Genomic DNA, 19,960 nt, shown 5'->3' on the forward strand with positions numbered 1-19,960 from the left:
GTCAATCCTTTCATACTTCAGTTAATCTAGCCGCTCATGCATCACAATCCGTTTCCGTGTCTCAGCAAACATTTTACCGGGATTCATAATACCTTGTGGGTCAATAGCATCCTTAATCTGTTTCATCATGTTAAGGCCGGCAGCGCCCACCTTCCATTCCAAGTAAGGGGCTTTGACAATCCCTACGCCGTGTTCTCCCGTGATCGTACCGCCTAACGCAATAGCCGCTTCAAATATTTCAGCAAAGGCTTGTTCCACCCGATGAATTTCCTCGGCATCTCTAGCATCTGTCATTGCTGTAGGGTGAAGATTTCCATCCCCTGCATGACCAAATGTGCATATCTGTACATTGTATTTCTTAGCTATACGCTGAACTTCAAGTACCATATCCGCAATCATAGACCGAGGAACCGTCGCATCTTCAAGAATCGTTGTCGGACGGAGACGAGATAATGCAGCAAGTGCACTACGGCGAGCCTCCATTACCTTCGCTCCTTCTTCCTGTGAAGCCGCGATCTTCATCTGTGTAGCCCCTGATTCTAGACATATCTCTTCCATCCGCTTCAGATCACGCTCTACGTCCTCTTCATTGCCATCCTGCTCGATCGCAAGCATGGCCTTGGCATGCACCGGAAGACCAATCTTCGCAAAGTCCTCCACGACTTGAAGTGTCGGTTGATCCATAAATTCCAAAGTACATGGAAAGATATGATTCGCGATTATGTTGGAAACGGTGCGTGCAGCTGCATAGATATCATCGTACATTGCAACCATGGCCCGCCGATAAGTAGGTCTCGGAATAAGCTTGACCGTGGCTTCTGTCAGGATGGCCAGCGTTCCCCCGGAACCTACTAGCAAGCGGGTTAAGTCATAGCCTGCGGCATCTTTAACAAGCTTGCCTCCCGTGCGCATAATACTTCCATCCGGCAGAACCGCTTCAAGTCCTAACACATAGTCCTTGGTGGTCCCATATTTGAGCCCTCGTAAACCACCTGCTCCAAGGGCAATATTTCCACCCATCGTACAGATAATCATGCTGCTTGGATCTGGTGGATAGAACAGTCCGCTGCGCTCCACCATCTGGTGGAATTGCTTCGTATTTAGTCCGGTCTGGAAGGTCGCTGTAAGATTGTCCGTATCGATCTCAATCAGCTTATTCATTCGGGTCATTACGATGATAAGCCCGCCTTGAAGCGGTACCGTTCCTCCACACAGATTGCTGCCTGCTCCTCTTCCTATTATCGGAATACGGTTCTCCGCACAGATTTTCACAATATCGGATACTTCGAGCGTACTCGCTGGAAAGACAATCCCATCCGGCATAGATTGATATAACGGCGTAGCATCATAGCTGTATGCGACAAGACTTTCCTTGTCATCCTTAAACCATTTCTCTCCCACCACCGCAGTCAGCTGTTCTCGTATAGCCTGTTTAAGCAACACTCTTCATCCTCTCTTAGATGATTCTTCCGCGCTCATTTATCCCTTTACGGCAAAGCCAGCTTGCCCATCACTGTCGGACGGCTTGCACCGGTTGCTGCCGGTAAATTATTCGGAATACCATTCATAAAGTCGTTACCAAGTAGGGCAAAAATCACGGCTTCCTTCGCATCATCATGAAATCCAAGCTGCGCCGAGGTCATGACTTGCTTCTGCGGCAACATATCTGCAAGCATGCGAAGCAGCTCTGCATTATGAGCCCCTCCACCCGAAACTATGACTTCCTGAATGTCGCTGACTGGGAATACATATCTCCTGTAGCTATCTGCAATTGAACGAGCGGTAAACCCGGTTGCCGTAGCGACGATATCTGTATCTTCAAGCCCTTTATTTCTCGCCATCTCCAAGAAAGAGGCTGCGTAATCCTTACCAAATAGTTCTCTTCCTGTGGATTTTGGAGGGGCAGTCTGAAAGTAGAGGTGTGACATCAGTTCTGTAATCAATTCTTCATCTACCGTTCCCTGTGCTGCCCATCGTCCCCCATGATCATAGGTTAATTTGCCTTCGGATAAGACATGTACCACTTCATCCATGATCATATTGCCTGGACCTGTATCAAATGCGAATACTTCAGAAGGAGTAGCTCCGCTTGGTATCGCCGAGCAATTGCCGATTCCCCCGATATTTTGAAGAATCCTGCCTTTGGTTTCGTGCCGAAATAATATAAAGTCACCATAAGGAACAAGAGGTGCCCCCTGCCCACCAACAGCCATATCTGCAGGTCTGAAATCTCCCACGACCATTTTGCCTGTATGCTTCGCAATGACCGACAAATCACCAATCTGAAGTGTGGAAGGAACTGAGAATGGATCACCAGCCTCACCTTCTGGGATGTGCCAGAGGGTCTGTCCATGCGAACTAATAAAATGAACCTCATCCATTGAAAACCTGGCCTCTTGAGCCGCCCTTATTGCTGCATCTGCGAACTTCCTGCCTAAGTAAGCATTCATACTGCATACACTGGCACTACTGGAATGCTCAATACTACATAAAGCTTTCAATTGTTCTCTAATGGAGGCATCATAAGGTGTATTGTAGTAATGGAGAAGTTCCACCTGTGATCGCAATCCACTCCCGGTAATCCGAACGATTGCTGCATCAATGCCATCCAGTGATGTTCCAGACATCAGACCTATAATGATGCGTGGCTCATTCTTGACATGGTTGAAATTTATCATGGCTGGCGATCCCTCTCCCCTTACTTATGATATCGCTTTCAAAGAAATGGATTGTGTTCATTATAGAATGTATGAAATAATATTTCAATTGATTATTATGTTATTAAAATTTTATTTTACATGATTATATTTATCTCCTATACTAAAAATGGAAAGCGAAGTGATGTTCAAGTGAGAATTTATATAGGCGTTGACGGAGGCGGTACAAAAACAGAGGCTGCCGCCATAGACAACCAAGGAAAGGTAATCTCCCGCTATACAGGAAGCTCAACCAATCCGTATGTCGTCACTTTTGAAGGTGCAATGCAAGAACTCATGAACGTATTAGACCAACTTTTAGCACCACTATCCTCATCTATATCTACATATGCCATTCAAGGCATTTGTCTCGGCATGTCCGGGATCAGCACGATCCAAGAGAAGGAGAACGTCATCTCTTCCATACGTGATTATCAAGAAGAGCGAGGCCTATCTTTCCCCATATCCATCCGAACAGAGGCCGAAATATCTTTGATGGCTTCCTTGGAGTGCGAATACGGCATTCTTGTTATTTCAGGAACCGGATCCAACACCTATGGCATCACGAGTAATGGTGAAATTTATCGTGTAGGTGGCTGGGGGCATATTCTGGGGGATGAAGGCAGTGGTTACCAGATCGGTCTCCTGAGTCTAAAGACAGTGATTAAGAGCCTTGAGGGAATGCTCCCGCCAACCTCGATGACAAAGGCCATTACAGATGCTTATGATTTCAGTCATATCTCAGAACTCAAGGGGTATGTCTACAAGTCCTCTATTGGACGAAATGATATTGCTGCATTTGCACGTTACTGTGTGGAAGCTGCAGAGGGGGGCGATTTATTGGCCCAAGGCATACTACAGGATCAGGCGAGGGAACTCGCGGAGACGACAACAACCTTAATTGGGAGACATAAAGAGCTTGAACAGACCGATGTCGTCTGTACCGGATCTATATTCAGGCATTCACCGGTGTTCCGCAACTGCTTCCGTGATATCCTGTTGAATCGATATCCGAAATTGTCGTTCGTACAGGGAAGACATAATCACTCTCCCGCAGATGGTGGTGCTCGGTTAGCTAGGAAGCTGTATGCAACAAGAGCATAAAGAATTTTAGTCTATGATGACCAGATAGGACCGCGCATATGGAAATCAAAAATACCGCAGTGATAACCTATCACTGCGGTTTTATATTAATCAGATACAGATCTTTCATAAACCGACCTGTTCTTCACTCCACGTCCATAATCGTTCTGCGAGCTGAGGATCAGCTGCCCGCTTCGATACCTTCGCTGACTTACACTTGATGAAGTATTCTCCTGTTACCATCTCAACCTCTTTACTTGTAGCCAAATAGATGGCTGTCTGAGCCCCTTCCAGCGGTGTCTGGAAGAATGGGCTTAACAGCTTATGAACGGACTTACCGAAACCACTCTTCCGGTCTACACCAAGGCTTGTACTTACCGCTCCCGGATGAACCGAATTTACAGTAACCGTACTGTTATTAAGTCGCCGCGCAAGTTCCTTCGTGAACAAAATATTAGCGAGTTTGGATTGTGCATATCCTTTCACCACATTGAAGCCTTTTGTCAGTCCTGGATCGTCAAAATGAATACGCCCTACTTTATGTGCTCCGGATGATAAATTTACAATCCGACCTTGATCAGAGCGAAGCAGAAGCTCTAGCAATTCATGAGTCAGCAAGAAATGTCCGAGATGATTCACGCCCAGCATCGCTTCAAATCCATCGGCAGTCGTCTCTCTTTTGACAGTAACCACACCTGCATTGTTAAGTAGCACGTCCAGCCGATCATACTTCTCCTTGAAGGCTGCGCTAAAACTTCTTATGCTGGCCAGGGATCCGAGATCACAGGTCATTAAGTCTACACTTGTGCTTCCGCTATCTTTTCTTGCTTGCTTCAGAGCCGCTTCTCCCCTTGCCTGGTTACGACACACCATAATGACATGTGCACCAAGGCGAGCCAGCTCTGTTGCAGAAGCGAGCCCCATTCCAGCATTTGCACCGGTTACAATGACGTTCTTGCCTGACATGTCGTTCATCTTGCAAGCCTCCTTTATCCTATATGTTATATAACCGCGGGTAAGAATAAAAGTTTAATCACTTTAGAATATGAGGTGGAAAAATAATAAAAAAAGGTACCCTACGGCCGAATCGACCTTGTAGAGCACCCTATTCGTCTTCATACAATCGAATTAACTATAAAGTCATCTAAACCCCAGCTTCATTCAATGCAAGAATAATAGCCGTCAGACCAAAGCATAGATTAAGCAAGCATAGAAAAATAAGTGTCTGCTTCTGATTAAGCCCTGTCGCAAGCAGTCGGTAATGCGCCTGTGATGCGTCAGCCTGATAGATCGGCTTCGATTCACGAAGTCTGCGGATAACGACAATAATATTATCGAATATCGGCACACCCAGTGCAAAGATTGGAACAACAAGTGATGCAATGGTAGCACCTTTAAATGCTCCATCCAAAGCGATGATCCCAAGGATGAACCCGAGAAATGTTGCTCCTGCATCGCCCATAAACACACGAGCTGGCGGTTTATTATAACGTAAATACGCTAGAGCGGCCCCTACCAGAATGACTGCTAGGAATGCAGAATCCCCTCTTCCGAGCGTCAAAGCAACCACGAACAGAGTTCCACCTGAAATGGCTGAAAGACCACCAGCCAGACCGTCGATACCGTCTGAGAAATTTATGACTGTTGTAACACCAAAGATCCAAAGAATCGTTAACACCAGCTGCATCCATTCTGGCAAGTTAATGTACTGACCGTTAAATGGATTGTTAAAACCTTCAAATGCAATCCCGGAACTGTAGACGATGATAGCAGCACACACTTGGACGATTAGCTTAGGTAACGAAGCCAGCTCTTTACCATGGGTCTTGTACCAATCATCGATAAGCCCAATCCCTAATATAAGAAGGCTTCCTAGGAATATCCCCACCGACTCTTTCGTTATGTTTCCGACGAACAGGAAATACGTGATAAAAAACCCGAGAAAAATCGCTATGCCTGCGGTAAGAGGAATCGGTTCGCGGTGAATTTTCCTTTCACTGTCAGGTCTTGGTTTATCTACGAATTCGATCTTGATTGCAAGCTTTCGAAATGGCGGAATCAGTAGGAGCACAAGTACGACCGAAACGACAAATGCGGATACATATAACATGATTTCCTCCCAATAATTGATGAAATATGGAGAACATTGCAATCACAGTATATGTCTTTCTATGAAATCTAGCAATCTATCAAGGTATACAATCCTAGATTATATATAAATAGACAAAAAAAGAGGGCATCTTTCGCCCTCTCGAACCTGCGCTATGATTTACTTTTATTCACCGCAAGTCCAATGATCATAACAATAAGTCCCAGCAAAGCAATCAGCTGATCGATTGTCATAGCCGCCGCCTCCCTTAATCAAGGATGGCTCTTTCGCGACTCCTTCTCTCCCCATGCTGTATTCATGCCTTGCTTACGTTTCCCCATGATCAATATATGAGTATGACGGGAACGGTATGATCAAAAACTGCAACATCACAGTTCAAAAAGATAAAAAAAACGGCCCTCCACAATGACTCTGGAGGACCGTCTAAATTCGAACTGACTATTCAGTTACAATATCATGTACCAGTACAGGCGCTTCCGCATGATCTGAAATACGAATACTTGCATACAATTTTTCTTTTACATCATCCACGTTCTCACGATTAGCATGGATCGTTACAAGGGACTCACCCTTCTTCACCTTGTCACCGATCTTCTTATTCAGCATCAGGCCAACAGCTAGATCAATTTCAGACTCCTTTGTAGCCCGTCCTGCACCAAGCAGCATCGCAGCGGTTCCGATTTCATCGGCAACAAGCTCTGCCACCATACCGTCTTCAAGAGCTGGCAGTTCGATCTTGTACTTAGCCTGAGGTAACTTCTCAGGATGATCTACAACGGAAGCGTCGCCGCCTTGGTTCGCGATAAACTCTTTGAACTTCTCAAGTGCCTTACCATTTCGCATCACTTCTCTAAGCTTCTCTTCCGCTTCTTCCAGTGATTGTGCTTGATTAGCAAGGAACACCATCTGTCTGCCGAGTGCAAGACAAAGCTCTTCTAGATCCTTCGGTCCTTCACCACGAAGTGTATCAATGGCTTCCTTGACCTCAAGGGAATTACCAATCGCTTCTCCAAGGGGCTGGCTCATATCAGAAATAACAGCCATGGTCTTACGACCCACATTATTCCCGATACTAACCATGGCATGAGCAAGTTCCTTCGCATCTTCCACGGTTTTCATAAAAGCGCCTGCACCTGTTTTCACATCAAGAACAATCGCATCCGAGCCCGCAGCAATCTTCTTACTCATGATAGAGCTGGCAATCAGTGGGATTGAATCTACGGTAGCTGTTACGTCGCGCAGAGCATATAGCTTCTTATCAGCAGGCGTCAGATTGCCGGTCTGTCCAATCACCGCAATTTTATGTTTATTAACAAGATTCACAAATTCATCTTTGCTTATCTCCACATGGAATCCTTCAATGGACTCCAGCTTATCAATCGTTCCACCAGTGTGTCCCAAACCACGCCCAGACATTTTCGCTACCGGAATATCCAGCGCTGCTACAAGTGGGGCGAGAACAAGTGTCGTTGTATCACCCACACCGCCTGTGGAGTGCTTATCCACCTTAACCCCTTCAATCGCAGACAAGTCTATCGTTTCCCCGGAGTTTACCATGGCCATGGTTAAATCTGCCCGTTCGCGGTCTGTCATGTCTTTGAAAAAGATCGCCATATTCATTGCGCTGACTTGATAATCGGGAATGTCACCTTTGGTGTATCCTTCAATAAAGAAATTAATTTCTTCTGTGGTCAGTTCCTTCCCGTCACGCTTCTTCGCAATCAAATCAACCATTCTCATCGCACATGCTCCTCACTGTTTGTTGATTGTTTTATTACGTATAAAAATTCCTAGTTCCTAACTTTAATACTGCCTTATATTGAGATCGCAGTCTCTAAAGCGACTTCCATCATGTCATTAAAAGTCGTCTGACGTTCTTCAGATGTCGTTTCTTCCCCAGTCAATAGATGGTCACTTACCGTCAAAATCGTCAATGCTCTTACACCTTTTCTAGCTGCGATGGTATATAGGGCCGTTGTTTCCATCTCGACACCTAGAACACCATGATCCATCAGCTTCTGAACTGCTGACTTGTCTTCACGATAGAATACGTCCGAAGTAAATACATTCCCTACATGCAGATTTAAGCCTTTCTCCACGCCTCGATCATATGCCTCTTTAAGCAATGGAAAGCTTGCAATTGGAGAGAAATCATACCCTTGGAAATGGTGACGGTTCATTCCTGAGTCTGTACAAGCAGCTTGTGCCAAGATTACATCACGCACGTGCACATGTTCCTGCATGGCGCCACATGTCCCTACACGGAACAGGTTTTTGACACCATACTCGGAGATCAACTCATTCACATAAATACCGATCGAAGGAACCCCCATACCACTACCTTGAACGGATACACGTTTTCCTTTATACGTTCCCGTATAACCGTACATGCCTCGGACTTCGTTATAACAGATCACATCTTCAAGGTAAGTATCTGCGATAAATTTTGCCCGAAGTGGGTCTCCCGGTAATAGTATCGACTCCGCAATGTCCCCTGGTTTCGCTCCAATATGTGTGCTCATGATTTAACTCCTCCACATTATGATATTATTTCAGATCACTTAAAAAGCTCGTACCATGCTCAGGTTTCGTCACACCAAAGTTCTCGGCTACGGTAGCGCCAATATCCGCAAACGTCTTCCGAAGAGGCAATTCCTTACCTTCAGCAAAACGCGGTGAATATACAAGTAGTGGCACATACTCACGAGTATGGTCTGTCCCTTTATAAGTAGGATCGTTACCATGATCGGCAGTGATGATGAGTAGATCATCCTCGGTCATTTTGGTAAATACCTCAGGGAGTCGTGCGTCATAATCTTCTAGAGCTTGACCGTATCCCTTCGGATCACGACGATGTCCGTAGACAGCATCGAAATCGACAAGGTTTAAGAAGCTAAGACCTTTAAACGGCTTATCCATCGTTTCCACCAATTTGTCCATACCGTCCATGTTAGACACCGTTCGAATTCCTTCGGTAATCCCTTCACCATCATATATATCCGATATTTTACCGAGAGCGATGACGTCAAATCCAGCGTCTTTCAGCTCATTCATCGTTGTACGCCCAAACGGCTTCAGAGCATAGTCATGACGATTGGCTGTACGCTTAAACTGTCCTACTTCTCCTACGAATGGACGGGCGATTATACGCCCAAGCATGTAAGGATCCTCAAGAGTGATTTTACGGCAAAATTCACAAATCTCATACAATTCCTTCAAAGGAACAACATCTTCATGCGCTGCAATCTGAAGAACGGAGTCCGCGGAAGTGTATACAATAAGTGCTCCGGTCTTCACATGCTCTTCTCCAAGCTCTTCAATGATTTCTGTTCCACTGGCCGGCTTGTTACCAATCACTTTCCGTCCTGTCTTTTCTTCAATGCGAGTAATAAGCTCGTCAGGGAAGCCTTCTGGAAACACACGAAACGGCGTGTCGATGTAAAGACCCATGATCTCCCAGTGCCCGGTCATGGTGTCTTTACCATTAGACGCTTCCTGCATTTTGGTAAAATAGGCACGCGGTTTCTCAGCCACAGGTACACCCTGAATTTCACGGATATTTGACAATCCAAGCGAAGACATATGTGGCATGCTCAAACCGCCGCATTCGCGAGCGATATGACCGAGCGTATCGGAACCTACATCATCAAAAGCAGCCGCATCCGGTGCTTCGCCAATCCCTACAGAGTCCAGTACGATCAGGTGAATCCGTTTAAATTGTTCCATCTCCAAGTCCCCCATTTCAGCTTTTTCTCAGGTGCCTACTTCTGATTACAAGAATAGTCCTGCAATTGTAGCAGACAGAACACTTACCAAAGTTGCACCGTAGAGCAGTTTAAGTCCAAAACGCGCAACCACGTTTCCTTGCTTCTCGTTCAAGCCCTTCACGGCACCCGAAATGATACCGATCGAGGAGAAGTTGGCGAAGGATACGAGGAATACCGACACGATACCAATTGTACGTTCAGACATATCTTTGAAGTTAGCCAGATCCAGCATAGCCACAAACTCGTTGGATACGAGCTTAGTAGCCATAATACTACCAGCATCCACCGCTTCTTTCCAAGGAACCCCCATGACGAACGCAAACGGTGCAAAGATATATCCGAGTAATTGTTGGAAGGATATTCCGAATATCGCATCAAAAATCCCGTTGATCATAGCGATCAGGGCTACGAATCCAATCAGCATCGCAGCAACCGTAATGGCTACTTTGAACCCGTCCATAATGTACTCTCCGAGCATTTCGAAGAAAGACTGTTTCTCCTCTTCCTGTACTTCAAGGATGTCTTCTTCCTTCGAAACTCGGTACGGGTTCACGATGGATGCAATGATAAATCCACCAAACAGGTTAAGAACAAGCGCAGTTACAACGTATCTTGGTTCGATCATCGTCATATATGCACCGACAATAGACATGGAGACTGTAGACATCGCAGACGCACATAAAGTGTACATCCGATGCTTCGGAATCAGTGCGATCTGCTTCTTCACAGATATGAATACTTCCGATTGTCCCAAGATCGCTGATGCCACAGCGTTATATGACTCGAGCTTACCCATCCCATTTACCTTACTCAGAACGATACCGATATACCTTACGATGATCGGCAGCACTTTAATGTACTGCAAAATACCGATCAAAGCTGAGATGAATACAATGGGAAGCAGCACGCCCAGGAAGAAAGGACCCGCTCCTTCATTGGCAATCCCGCCGAATACGAAATCTATACCCTCTGCTGCGTATTCAAGTAAAGATTCAAATACATTTGCTATCGCTTTAACCAGATATTCACCGATACTCGTATTTAGAAGCAGAAAACCGAGAATCAACTGAAGTACAATCATAGTGGCAAGCGGACGGTAACGGATATTACGCTTGTCATTACTAATAATGAATGCTAACCCGAATACAACGAGCACACCCACGATCGCGATTAAATATTTCATGTAATGGTCCCCCATCGATGAGCATTTTTGAAATTCACATGCTGCTTAATCCTAATCTCCAGTATTTTCACAAAACGCTTGTCAGAAACGGCCGTTACTATTCAACAGTTGTTGGTTTGTCCATATCTCCCGCTTGGAAAGCTCCTGGCAATAATTGTGCCATTGTCCACTCTTCGGTGTTACCGTGTAGATTGGTAAGATAAATCTTAGTGTCACTATCACAGAACTCTGCCATGACTTGGCGGCAAGCCCCGCAAGGAGAAACTGGCCCCTCCGTGTCTGCAACAACAGCAATGGCCTCAATCTTTCGGTGTCCTTCGGATACTGCTTTAAATATGGCTGTACGTTCTGCACAGTTAGTTAGACCATAGGATGCATTCTCAACATTACATCCCCGGTATACTTGACCATCCGTTAGTAAAGCTGCTCCGACTTGAAACTTAGAATAAGGTACGTATGCTGTCTTTCGTGCCTCAATCGCTTCTTGAATCAGCTTATCTTTCACTTCAATTCATCCTCCTTGATTTGGATTGGATTTAATAAGATGAAGTAGATTGTCCGCCTTCCATGATCTTCACACCAGAGCTTGCACCAATTCGAGTAGCTCCTGCTTCAATCATACTGTTCATATCTTCCAAGCTCCGTACACCACCAGAAGCTTTCACACCAGTCTTCTCACCGACTGTTTTGCGCATAAGTGCCACATCAGCCGCTGTTGCTCCGCCTGTAGAGAAACCTGTAGAGGTCTTCACAAAATCAGCACCTGCTTTAACAGAAAGTTCACAAGCACGAACCTTCTCTTCATCGCTCAGCAAGCTTGTCTCAATAATAACTTTGACAATGGCCTTACCTGCTGCTGCATCAACAACCGCCTTGATATCATTTAGCACTAAGTCATTATCATTGTCTTTCAAAGCTCCAATATTGATAACCATATCTACTTCTGTAGCTCCATTAGCAATAGCATCCTTTGTTTCGAAAGCTTTAACGGTTGAAGTAGTTGCTCCTAACGGGAAGCCGATCACTGTACATACCTTAACTTTTGTGCCTGAAAGCTGCTCTGCTGCATAAGCTACCCATGTTGGATTGATACATACGGAAGCGAACTCATATTTCTTAGCTTCCTCAATCAACTTCGTAACTTCACTCTTACGTGCGTCTGCCTTCAAAATTGTGTGGTCTATCATTCCTGCTATACTCATTTCGTTAAACACTCCTTGTTTTATCTGAAATTAAAAGCGCTATCATTCATTGTACAGCCATCATATCATAGCCTTGAACATATGTAAAACCATTGTTGAAATTTTGTTCAAGGTGTTTTGCGGCAATAACATTCATCATTCTTTGCTTTAGGAGTCTTTATCATTCATGAATAATTTTGGTACGACAATACCTACCCTATTCATAAGCTCTATACCCTATTTAACAGACCGTAAACAAGCAGCACTTACATACATACTTCTTCGCACAGAACAAAAAGGCTCCTTCCCATGTAATCACATCTGAAGATTATTAATCCTCAGATAGACTGCTGAGAAGATGCCTTCACATCTTTTCTTCTATATGAAATACATCGTCACATCATTAAGCGAATGAATATTCAACATACTTAATCTAATAAGGCTTGAGCTGTATATTGATCCGTTACGAGTACGTTAGCAAATTTTCCAATCAAAGCTGCCTTTATCGCTTCAATCTTTCGCTCTCCACCTGCCACCAGAATCGATTTATCCTTCTGTCTGAGATCTTCAAGCTCAATGCCTATCGTGCGATTATTAATCACCTCACTGCAGACATTTCCCTGTGCATCAAAAAATCTCGAACATATGTCACCTGCACCCGAGTGCTGCAGTAACTTCTGTTCCTCATCACTTAGATAACCAAGGCGGAATAAAAGTGCATCCTCTTTCACCGTTCCCACTGTAAAAACTGCGATATTGGCTTGCTTGCCAAGCTGAATAATCCGCTGTATGTGGCGGTCTTTCTCCACCATTCTTTTCACTTCTACATTGTCAAAAATAACGGGCAGTGGTAAATGTCTTGCTGTTGTATGATACGCATCCGCGAATAAATTTACGATCTCAGCCGCGTATGTGTTCACATGCGAATGACTTACACCACCTTTTAGCTGAACAACCTCAACGCCTTTAACCGGCTTGTGCTGAAGTTGCTGTGCTACGGCATGCATCGTTGTGCCCCATGTGACACCTATGATATCTCCATCCTGTACCGTTTCATTTAAATATTCCGCAGCCCTTTGCGTGATATGCTTCTGTATTTCGCGGTATTCATTCAAGGGACTATAACACACGAGCACTTGATCTAGTCTGTAACGCTGCTTAATCTGTTCACCAAGCGCCCCCAGGTCCTCCAGCGGATCAACTATACTAATCTGAACATACCCCTGCTCCTTAGCATACTGTAACAACCTCGATACAGTTGGACGGGATACTCCAAGCTTTGTTGCGATATCTTGCTGACTGTAATCCAACATATAGTATAGTCTTGATGCTTCAATACATAATCGTTGTTTTTCTTTATCCATTATTCAACCTACTTTATCGTCTAATCATTGATCTATGTCTTCCCGTAAAAATTCCGATATCTCTAACATAACATACTTATCCACAGTGGATAAGTCCGTACAACATAGTTACAATAATAATATACATAAATCAACAAGACCTAATACGAAGGAGCATCTCATGAAAACGGAAAAAGACAAGATGATAGCCGGTGAGCTATATAACGCTGCTGATGCCGAGTTAGTACAGGATCGATTAAATGCCCGAAGATTAACTAGACTTTACAATCAAACGGTTGAGACAGAAGAAAGCCTTCGTACGGAGTTAATAAAGAAACTGTTCGGATCCACGGGGCAACAGTTCTACATTGAACCCACATTTCGTTGCGATTATGGCTATAACATTCATGTTGGTGAGAATTTCTATGCTAATTTCGACTCTGTATTCTTAGATGTGTGTGAAATTCATATCGGAGATAACTGCTTCATAGCACCAGGTGTTCATATCTATACAGCAACCCACCCGCTACACCCCGTTGAACGTGCATCAGGAGTAGAGTACGGAAAGCCTGTTCGAATTGGACACAATGTCTGGATTGGTGGAAGGGCTGTGATCAACCCTGGCGTCACCATTGGCAACAATGTCGTCATTGCTTCTGGTGCTGTTGTAACAAAAGATGTACCTGATAACGTAGTTGTGGGAGGAAATCCTGCGACAATAATAAAAACAATAGATATGTAAATTTCCATTGCACATTTTATAAAGCCGTGTTATTCTAATAATCTTTCTTATAATATTTAGAATATGTTTATAACTATGTGTATACATAACTGCTAAGCTACAGCTTATCCACAATTTCAGCTTTAATCCTCCTTCAAACTTCTTAGAATGTTCCTAATTGAAGGTTTATTTGCTGTTTCAACAGGAGTTATCCCAAATCTGTTCACAATCTCTGTATAACTTTATAAAAATCAACCACCAATCTCACTTTCGTTTGATTTCTTTTGTTCATAACTTTCTAGGTAACTTAACTCGTCAAGAGTTATTCACATATCCACTTTGCTTTTTTCAATTATGTACACAGCCTAATGCCAGGAACCAGATGATTGATTCCTGACATTAGACTGAATTATGGATCATCTTTCGATTCGCTTTGTCTACAGAACTACCTCTGCACTATTCCCTGGAGATATTAATTCCACCCATGCAATATATAAGCCCAGTAGTGCTGTTACGACAACGAGAAGTGCTGCATAAAAGGAAATTACCTTCAAATTTGACGTCGTAGATGTGGATTGCCTTTTGTCATTGTTCAATCCCTTTACTCTTACTTTTTTCAAACGATCATCCTCCTTCCAAGCAGGGCTCTATATTATATTATGAACGGCTAATGCTTAAGTTTCTTAAAATGTATGGACTCCCATTATCCACATGTGAATAAAAAAAAGCCCCGGAGTATTTTCCGGAGCGCTGTGGGATGAATATCCCTCAAATTACACACAAGCAGGGGATAAACTGTGTATGAATATGATTACTACTTTCTTCCGTAATCCGCTTTAATCTCTCCCCAAATCTTCGTTTGCCACTTCATCACTTTATTCTCATACGTATTCGTACGAAGCCAGTGCTCTGCTCGATCGACTAAATCCCATATTTCTTTAGTGGATGCATCGCGCACAAGCGTTGAGACAACCTTCTTCTGGTTCACCCACTTCATTGCGTTAACGGAGTCACTATATACAGTCTTCGTACTCCCGATCTGCTTCAGATACGCCAGCGCATGAACGATTGCAAGAAACTCCCCTAAGTTGTTTGTTCCCTTCTGAATTGGGCCACAAGAAAAGATAATGTCTCCGGTCTGTGTGTCTACCCCTTTATATTCCACAGGACCTGGATTCCCCCGAGTCCCCACATCCACGGAAATACTGTCATAATCGATTTCGCCCGGATCTTCTAATGCTGCCGAACTGCTTCGTTTCGTTTTTGATGCTGTTCCTGCTTTATTCTGCGACTGCTGACCCCAATAGCTTTTCCACCCTTGAGCGTATGCTTTTTCGGCCTCGGCCTTCGATTCAAATGCTTTAAATTTTGCTCCATTATATTGATTCACCTGAAGCTGACAATCGCCCCAGTTCGTATAAATCCCGGGTTGATTCCCTACCCAGACCACATAATATTTTTGCTTCGCCATAAAGCCCCTCCATCTCAAGACTAGATCTCTCTAGCGTACTATAGCAGTACTTATTAAGAAGTGCAAAGTACGGTATATAAATAAAAAAAGCGCCATCGTCTCCGATCCGCTTCTTATGTTTAAGCTTATGCAATTGTTCCTGTTTGGTAGGCTTTACTCTCACATGCTGAGATATTGCTCCATAATCTTCATTGGTCTTTCTCATATTTGCAGTACACCAACTGCCGGCGCGCTCCGCTTTGCGAATAGCCTTTTGGGTTTTCGTTCGAGCCATAACTCCCACACTCCTTTATGAGTTTACGCTCTTTATTCTACGTTATACGCTTACGAAATGGAACGGAGAAGATAAACAAAAAACCTGTGCGAGGAGAGCACAGCAACATGACTAAGCCCACCCCTGCACAAGTCTTTCTCTTTATAAAGAGGACCTGCGTCCTTCTGTAAGCCTTACCCAGAACCCACCTTTAAAGCTCTTAGGTTCGTGAGAGATAATAAAGGCACTTGGAGAAAATTTCTTCAGCGTCTCCATCAATCGTTTCTCGTTACTTCGTTTCACAAGTACTTGCAGGACAAGACGTTTACCGTCCTTACCGTCTGCTGTCCAAGAGGTAACGCCGTATCCCTTCTCGCGCAGTTTAGCTGGCAGTTCCATCTCTAGTGAATCTACAATAACCTGAACGACCAAATACCCAAGGGCCAGATATTCTTCGATGCGGCTTCCTAGATAGACGCCCAGACCAAACCCCAAGCAATATGCAGCCATATTTACAGGATTGTCCACATTTTGCAAAACCAAATTGAGACCAACCAAATAAACAAACACTTCAACCATAGACAGAACAGAAGCAAGTGCTCTTCTGCCCTTAATCATTAAAATTAAGCGAAGCGTAAAAATCGAAACATAAACGACATTAATACCGATGATGGATGCAATAAGTGTAATTGAGATCATCTTATTCTAATTTCCGCCTGAAATTTTGTATGTAGTATTTCCTTAGATAAGATCTCTGAATGGTACCGATTCATATGATCATCTCCTTACGTATTCACTAAGATGCTCGTTTATCCTCATATATAACCCAAATTATTGGTCAAAGAAACAACATTTTCAGCAAAAAATTTAAAAGTTGCACTCACTCTCTACTTTTTCTGTGCAACATATACCATGCTGTGGCTACACTATTCATTCTTTACTTCCTCCTAGAAACAAACTCTTTTTAGGTTCTTTATACATAGTTGAGGGGTCCCCAAAAACGAGTCTTGATATGATTAACGAAACTTTTTCAGGCGACTCCTCCATTCCTGTATCTAACCAGTGCTGAATAACTCCCAGCTGTGCTGATATGGCATAAGCCGAAATGTAACCAAGTGGAACAAATAATTCATCCTCTTTCAGATGCATCAAAATCCCCTCAGCCATAATGTCGCGCATCACACTTTTTAACTTGATATGAAAAGCTGGATTTCCCTTAGCCCCAAGAATAACAGTCATAAATTCTGCATTCTCCTTAAGGTACTCGAACAATTCCGTAACGAAAGGGATCGGCTCATTCATATAGTCAAAAGTGGGTATGTCTTCTTTTTTTAGCAGCTTTTTTTTGCTTTTGATATTTTTAATTCCTTCAATGATTTCTTCCTCACTTTGTTCGAGCAGATCGTACTTATCCCGATAATGCAAATAAAAGGTGCCGCGATTAATATCCGCTCTAGTTGTGAGATCACTCACTGTAATCTCATCAAAAATCTTTTCTTTCATTAATTCTGTCAACGCATCACGTAAAGCTTTCTTCGTTCGTACAATTCGTCGATCTATCGTATTTTCCTTCATTAATAGCCCTCCAACATCATATGTAAAAATTTAAATATTAGACATCTTAGCGTTTTCTTGTTCAGAATATAACAGTTCATCTTATATTGTTTATTGCAATGAGGATTATGTGTATTATAATAGACTTCATGACTTTTAATAAACAAGTTGTTTATTAACATAAGTGAATTAGATACATCTTTCGATTCATGGTGCAACTAACTTGAAGGCGTCTTAATTAAAGGAGGGGTGAATAACGCCTTCCCAATGGTGTGCATTTTTTCAATCGAGAACTATTGGAGGAGAAACTATGGAGAATATTAACGGTCGATCTAAAACCTCGACCTCGCCTTTTGGAATTATAGCCATTTTGTTAACGGGAGCATTTGTAGCTCTACTAAGTAACACCCTACTAAATATTGCATTACCTTCTATTATGAAGGAGTTCAACATTCAAAGCCCATCAACCGTACAATGGCTTACAACGGGATACATGCTTGTGAACGGTGTGATGATTCCATCCACTGCATTCCTGATTCAGCGTTTCTCGGTAAGACATCTATTCTTAACAGCTATTAGTTTATTTGCAATCGGTACGATCCTAGGTGGATTTGCACCAAGCTTCCCTATTTTGTTAACTGGACGTATGATTCAAGCTTCTGGCTCTGCCATCATGATGCCGCTCTTGATGAATGTGATGCTTACAAGCTTCCCTGTTGAAAAACGTGGTGGAGCGATGGGGATGTTCGGTCTGGTCATGATCTTCGCTCCAGCAATCGGTCCTACTCTCTCTGGCTGGATTATTGAGCACTACCAATGGAACATGCTGTTCCACATTATCTGGCCTATCGCAATCCTTGTTCTGTTAATTGCTTTCTTCAAGCTTAAAGATAAGAAGGAGAAGATTGCAATCCATCTAGATGCCCTCTCCATCGTCCTGTCTAGTGTAGGTTTTGGTGGTATTCTATATGGCTTCAGTGCGGCAGGCAACACAGACAAAGGCGGCTGGAGTAACCCTGAGGTATATGTAACACTGATTATCGGCCTTATCGCTCTCGTCTTCTTTATTCTTCGTCAGTTTAAATTAAAACAACCTATGCTAGATTTCCGTGTTTATAAATATCCGATGTTCGCATTATCATCACTCATTTCGGTTTGCGTCAACATGGCGATGTTCTCTGCGATGCTGCTTATGCCGATATTCCTGCAATCCATTCGTGGTATCTCGCCAATGGATTCCGGATTGCTTATGCTTCCTGGTGCGATCGTGATGGGGATCATGTCCCCAATTACTGGTAAGCTATTCGATAAGTTTGGCGCAAAAGCGCTCGGTTTAATCGGTCTAACGATTACCATTGTAACGACTTACTTCTTTAGTCAGCTTTCACTTGAAACGTCTTACAACACACTGATCCTTATGTACACTTTCCGGATGTTCGGGATGTCCATGGTTATGATGCCGATCATGACGAACGGACTGAACCAGCTTCCAATGCGTTACACACCTCATGGTACAGCCATGAATAGTACCTTGAACCAAGTTTCCGGTGCCATTGGTACAGCACTTCTTGTTACAGTTATGTCCACCCGTACGCAGACACATATTGAAAATATGATGGAATCAGCGATGGCTAAACTGACAAGCAAACCTTCTGCTGATGAGCTAGCTGCACTTAAGCAGCAAGTGATGACTCAAGGTACTATAGAAGGGATTAATGATTCCTTCTTAGTTTCAGCAGGTATCATTCTTATTGCGTTAGTACTTGCACTATTCATCAAACGTTCAAAGCCAGCTGTGGATAAAGACGCTGATAAGGCTCCAGCTGCTCAAAGCGCATAATATCAATACTTCTAAGACCCCTAATCTTTAGGGGTCTTTTTCTATTAGCCATAATAAAAGCGGCCTCAGTCCGGTATATATACCGGCTGAGACCGCCAATTTCTATAGTTTAATCTTTAAGCTTTAACTACTTTGAGCATACTTGAAATATTTCCAAGGTGCATCGCTTCATGGATCAATGCGAAGTTAACCATCTCTCCCGCAGTTTCAAAATGCATAGGGCCAAGATTAACTGGCGATTTCAGTTTTTCCTCAAGCGCACTTGGGGATACGTCTGCCAAACGCTCGAGCTGACCTGACAGATGCTGCATAAGCTCATCTTTAGTAGGAGGTTCTACGCTCCAGTCAGATGGTTTCGTTCCCGTCATAAACAAGCCTGCATATGATTCTGGAAGTTCATAAGAATACGGAACAGAAATCGAGAGGAAATGATTCAAGCTCACGATGATGTGACCGACATGCCAGCGAATCGTATTGTTAAACTGAGCTGGTTGAATATCGAATAGTTCCTCCGGAATAGGCTGAATTTTTTGGATGGCCATTGAATGGACTATTTTTGCTGTGTGTACGATACTTTGAGACATAAATTATCCCTCCATTTATTGTAGTATGTATAGGTACTATACTTATAATAGTTTAACCTGTTCATTCGGAAAGAACAAATCAGATAAATAAACAGCCATTACTTACTCCGGAAAAAGAACCAAGTGAAGTTAAGGGTGCCTCCTTTTCTCACTTGGTTCTTGATGTTCATTATA

At 43.4% G+C, this 19,960-nt stretch carries 20 protein-coding genes; 3 read left to right on the top strand and 17 right to left on the bottom strand.

The genetic code is table 11. From position 1 onward, the window contains the following. Nucleotides 1-21: 21 nt before the first annotated feature. Both AC3WJJ_RS24020 and AC3WJJ_RS24025 read right to left on the bottom strand, forming a co-directional pair. Nucleotides 22-1,440, bottom strand: a complete 1,419-nt coding sequence (locus AC3WJJ_RS24020) for an FAD-binding oxidoreductase (protein WP_492544615.1) — start codon at nucleotides 1,438-1,440, stop codon at nucleotides 22-24. 47 nt (nucleotides 1,441-1,487) lie between these two features. Continuing rightward, a complete protein-coding gene (locus tag AC3WJJ_RS24025; RefSeq protein WP_492544512.1) occupies nucleotides 1,488-2,678 on the bottom strand; it encodes an anhydro-N-acetylmuramic acid kinase in 1,191 nt (396 codons plus the stop codon). 120 nt (nucleotides 2,679-2,798) lie between these two features. On the opposite strand from AC3WJJ_RS24025, the gene AC3WJJ_RS24030 reads away from it, so the two are divergent. Next, nucleotides 2,799-3,800, top strand: coding sequence for a BadF/BadG/BcrA/BcrD ATPase family protein (locus tag AC3WJJ_RS24030; RefSeq protein WP_492544514.1), 1,002 nt, complete (start codon nucleotides 2,799-2,801; stop codon nucleotides 3,798-3,800). A 105-nt stretch (nucleotides 3,801-3,905) separates the two neighbouring features. Here AC3WJJ_RS24030 and AC3WJJ_RS24035 read toward each other — a convergent pair whose 3' ends face one another. The 9 genes from AC3WJJ_RS24035 to deoR all read right to left on the bottom strand — a co-directional run bounded on the left by AC3WJJ_RS24035 (nucleotide 3,906) and on the right by deoR (nucleotide 13,384). Then, nucleotides 3,906-4,745 (bottom strand): SDR family oxidoreductase, encoded by an 840-nt coding sequence (locus tag AC3WJJ_RS24035; RefSeq protein ID WP_492544617.1) that lies wholly within the window; start codon nucleotides 4,743-4,745, stop codon nucleotides 3,906-3,908. Between the two features lie 178 nt (nucleotides 4,746-4,923). Continuing rightward, nucleotides 4,924-5,889 carry an MraY family glycosyltransferase gene (locus AC3WJJ_RS24040; RefSeq protein WP_492544516.1) on the bottom strand — a complete coding sequence of 322 codons (966 nt, stop codon included), beginning with the start codon at nucleotides 5,887-5,889 and terminating at the stop codon, nucleotides 4,924-4,926. 438 nt (nucleotides 5,890-6,327) lie between these two features. Next, the gene (locus tag AC3WJJ_RS24045; RefSeq protein ID WP_492544518.1) at nucleotides 6,328-7,629 is read right to left on the bottom strand and encodes a pyrimidine-nucleoside phosphorylase; all 1,302 of its coding nucleotides are present in this window, start codon (nucleotides 7,627-7,629) and stop codon (nucleotides 6,328-6,330) included. 74 nt (nucleotides 7,630-7,703) lie between these two features. Next, on the bottom strand, nucleotides 7,704-8,411 hold the full coding sequence (gene deoD, locus AC3WJJ_RS24050; protein ID WP_422658388.1) for a purine-nucleoside phosphorylase: 708 nt from the start codon (nucleotides 8,409-8,411) through the stop codon (nucleotides 7,704-7,706). A gap of 25 nt (nucleotides 8,412-8,436) precedes the next feature. Then, a complete protein-coding gene (deoB, locus tag AC3WJJ_RS24055; RefSeq protein ID WP_492544520.1) occupies nucleotides 8,437-9,615 on the bottom strand; it encodes a phosphopentomutase in 1,179 nt (392 codons plus the stop codon). A 45-nt stretch (nucleotides 9,616-9,660) separates the two neighbouring features. Beyond that, entirely contained in the window at nucleotides 9,661-10,839 is a 1,179-nt protein-coding gene (locus AC3WJJ_RS24060) for a NupC/NupG family nucleoside CNT transporter (RefSeq protein WP_492544522.1), read from the bottom strand. 97 nt (nucleotides 10,840-10,936) lie between these two features. Beyond that, nucleotides 10,937-11,344 carry a cytidine deaminase gene (locus AC3WJJ_RS24065; RefSeq protein ID WP_492544524.1) on the bottom strand — a complete coding sequence of 136 codons (408 nt, stop codon included), beginning with the start codon at nucleotides 11,342-11,344 and terminating at the stop codon, nucleotides 10,937-10,939. A 31-nt stretch (nucleotides 11,345-11,375) separates the two neighbouring features. Beyond that, nucleotides 11,376-12,041 carry a deoxyribose-phosphate aldolase gene (gene deoC, locus AC3WJJ_RS24070; RefSeq protein WP_492544526.1) on the bottom strand — a complete coding sequence of 222 codons (666 nt, stop codon included), beginning with the start codon at nucleotides 12,039-12,041 and terminating at the stop codon, nucleotides 11,376-11,378. A gap of 407 nt (nucleotides 12,042-12,448) precedes the next feature. Continuing rightward, complete coding sequence (deoR, locus tag AC3WJJ_RS24075) at nucleotides 12,449-13,384, bottom strand: DNA-binding transcriptional repressor DeoR (RefSeq protein WP_492544528.1); 936 nt, start codon at nucleotides 13,382-13,384, stop codon at nucleotides 12,449-12,451. Between the two features lie 160 nt (nucleotides 13,385-13,544). On the opposite strand from deoR, the gene AC3WJJ_RS24080 reads away from it, so the two are divergent. Further along, nucleotides 13,545-14,105 carry a maltose acetyltransferase domain-containing protein gene (locus AC3WJJ_RS24080; protein WP_492544530.1) on the top strand — a complete coding sequence of 187 codons (561 nt, stop codon included), beginning with the start codon at nucleotides 13,545-13,547 and terminating at the stop codon, nucleotides 14,103-14,105. A gap of 416 nt (nucleotides 14,106-14,521) precedes the next feature. Here AC3WJJ_RS24080 and AC3WJJ_RS24085 read toward each other — a convergent pair whose 3' ends face one another. The 5 genes from AC3WJJ_RS24085 to AC3WJJ_RS24105 form a co-directional block, all read right to left on the bottom strand. After that, complete coding sequence (locus AC3WJJ_RS24085) at nucleotides 14,522-14,704, bottom strand: hypothetical protein (RefSeq protein WP_492544532.1); 183 nt, start codon at nucleotides 14,702-14,704, stop codon at nucleotides 14,522-14,524. 194 nt (nucleotides 14,705-14,898) lie between these two features. Next, complete coding sequence (gene rnhA / locus AC3WJJ_RS24090; protein WP_492544534.1) at nucleotides 14,899-15,555, bottom strand: ribonuclease H; 657 nt, start codon at nucleotides 15,553-15,555, stop codon at nucleotides 14,899-14,901. Further along, nucleotides 15,461-15,829 carry a ribosome rescue factor BrfA gene (gene brfA / locus AC3WJJ_RS24095; protein WP_492544536.1) on the bottom strand — a complete coding sequence of 123 codons (369 nt, stop codon included), beginning with the start codon at nucleotides 15,827-15,829 and terminating at the stop codon, nucleotides 15,461-15,463. The genes rnhA and brfA overlap by 95 nt, the downstream gene beginning before the upstream one ends. A 141-nt stretch (nucleotides 15,830-15,970) precedes the next feature. Then, nucleotides 15,971-16,507 (bottom strand): DUF2179 domain-containing protein, encoded by a 537-nt coding sequence (locus AC3WJJ_RS24100; RefSeq protein WP_422658398.1) that lies wholly within the window; start codon nucleotides 16,505-16,507, stop codon nucleotides 15,971-15,973. Between the two features lie 231 nt (nucleotides 16,508-16,738). Beyond that, nucleotides 16,739-17,383: a TetR/AcrR family transcriptional regulator gene (locus tag AC3WJJ_RS24105; RefSeq protein WP_492544539.1), complete on the bottom strand. Its 645-nt coding sequence runs from the start codon at nucleotides 17,381-17,383 to the stop codon at nucleotides 16,739-16,741. Nucleotides 17,384-17,672: 289 nt separating this feature from the next. Between AC3WJJ_RS24105 and AC3WJJ_RS24110 the strand changes: the two genes are divergently transcribed. Next, complete coding sequence (locus AC3WJJ_RS24110; protein ID WP_492544541.1) at nucleotides 17,673-19,202, top strand: DHA2 family efflux MFS transporter permease subunit; 1,530 nt, start codon at nucleotides 17,673-17,675, stop codon at nucleotides 19,200-19,202. A 116-nt stretch (nucleotides 19,203-19,318) separates the two neighbouring features. On the opposite strand, the gene AC3WJJ_RS24115 is transcribed toward AC3WJJ_RS24110, so the two are convergent. Further along, on the bottom strand, nucleotides 19,319-19,786 hold the full coding sequence (locus AC3WJJ_RS24115; RefSeq protein ID WP_492544543.1) for a DinB family protein: 468 nt from the start codon (nucleotides 19,784-19,786) through the stop codon (nucleotides 19,319-19,321). Nucleotides 19,787-19,960: the final 174 nt, after the last annotated feature.

The organism is Paenibacillus sp. FW507-14B1B, assembly GCF_058781425.1.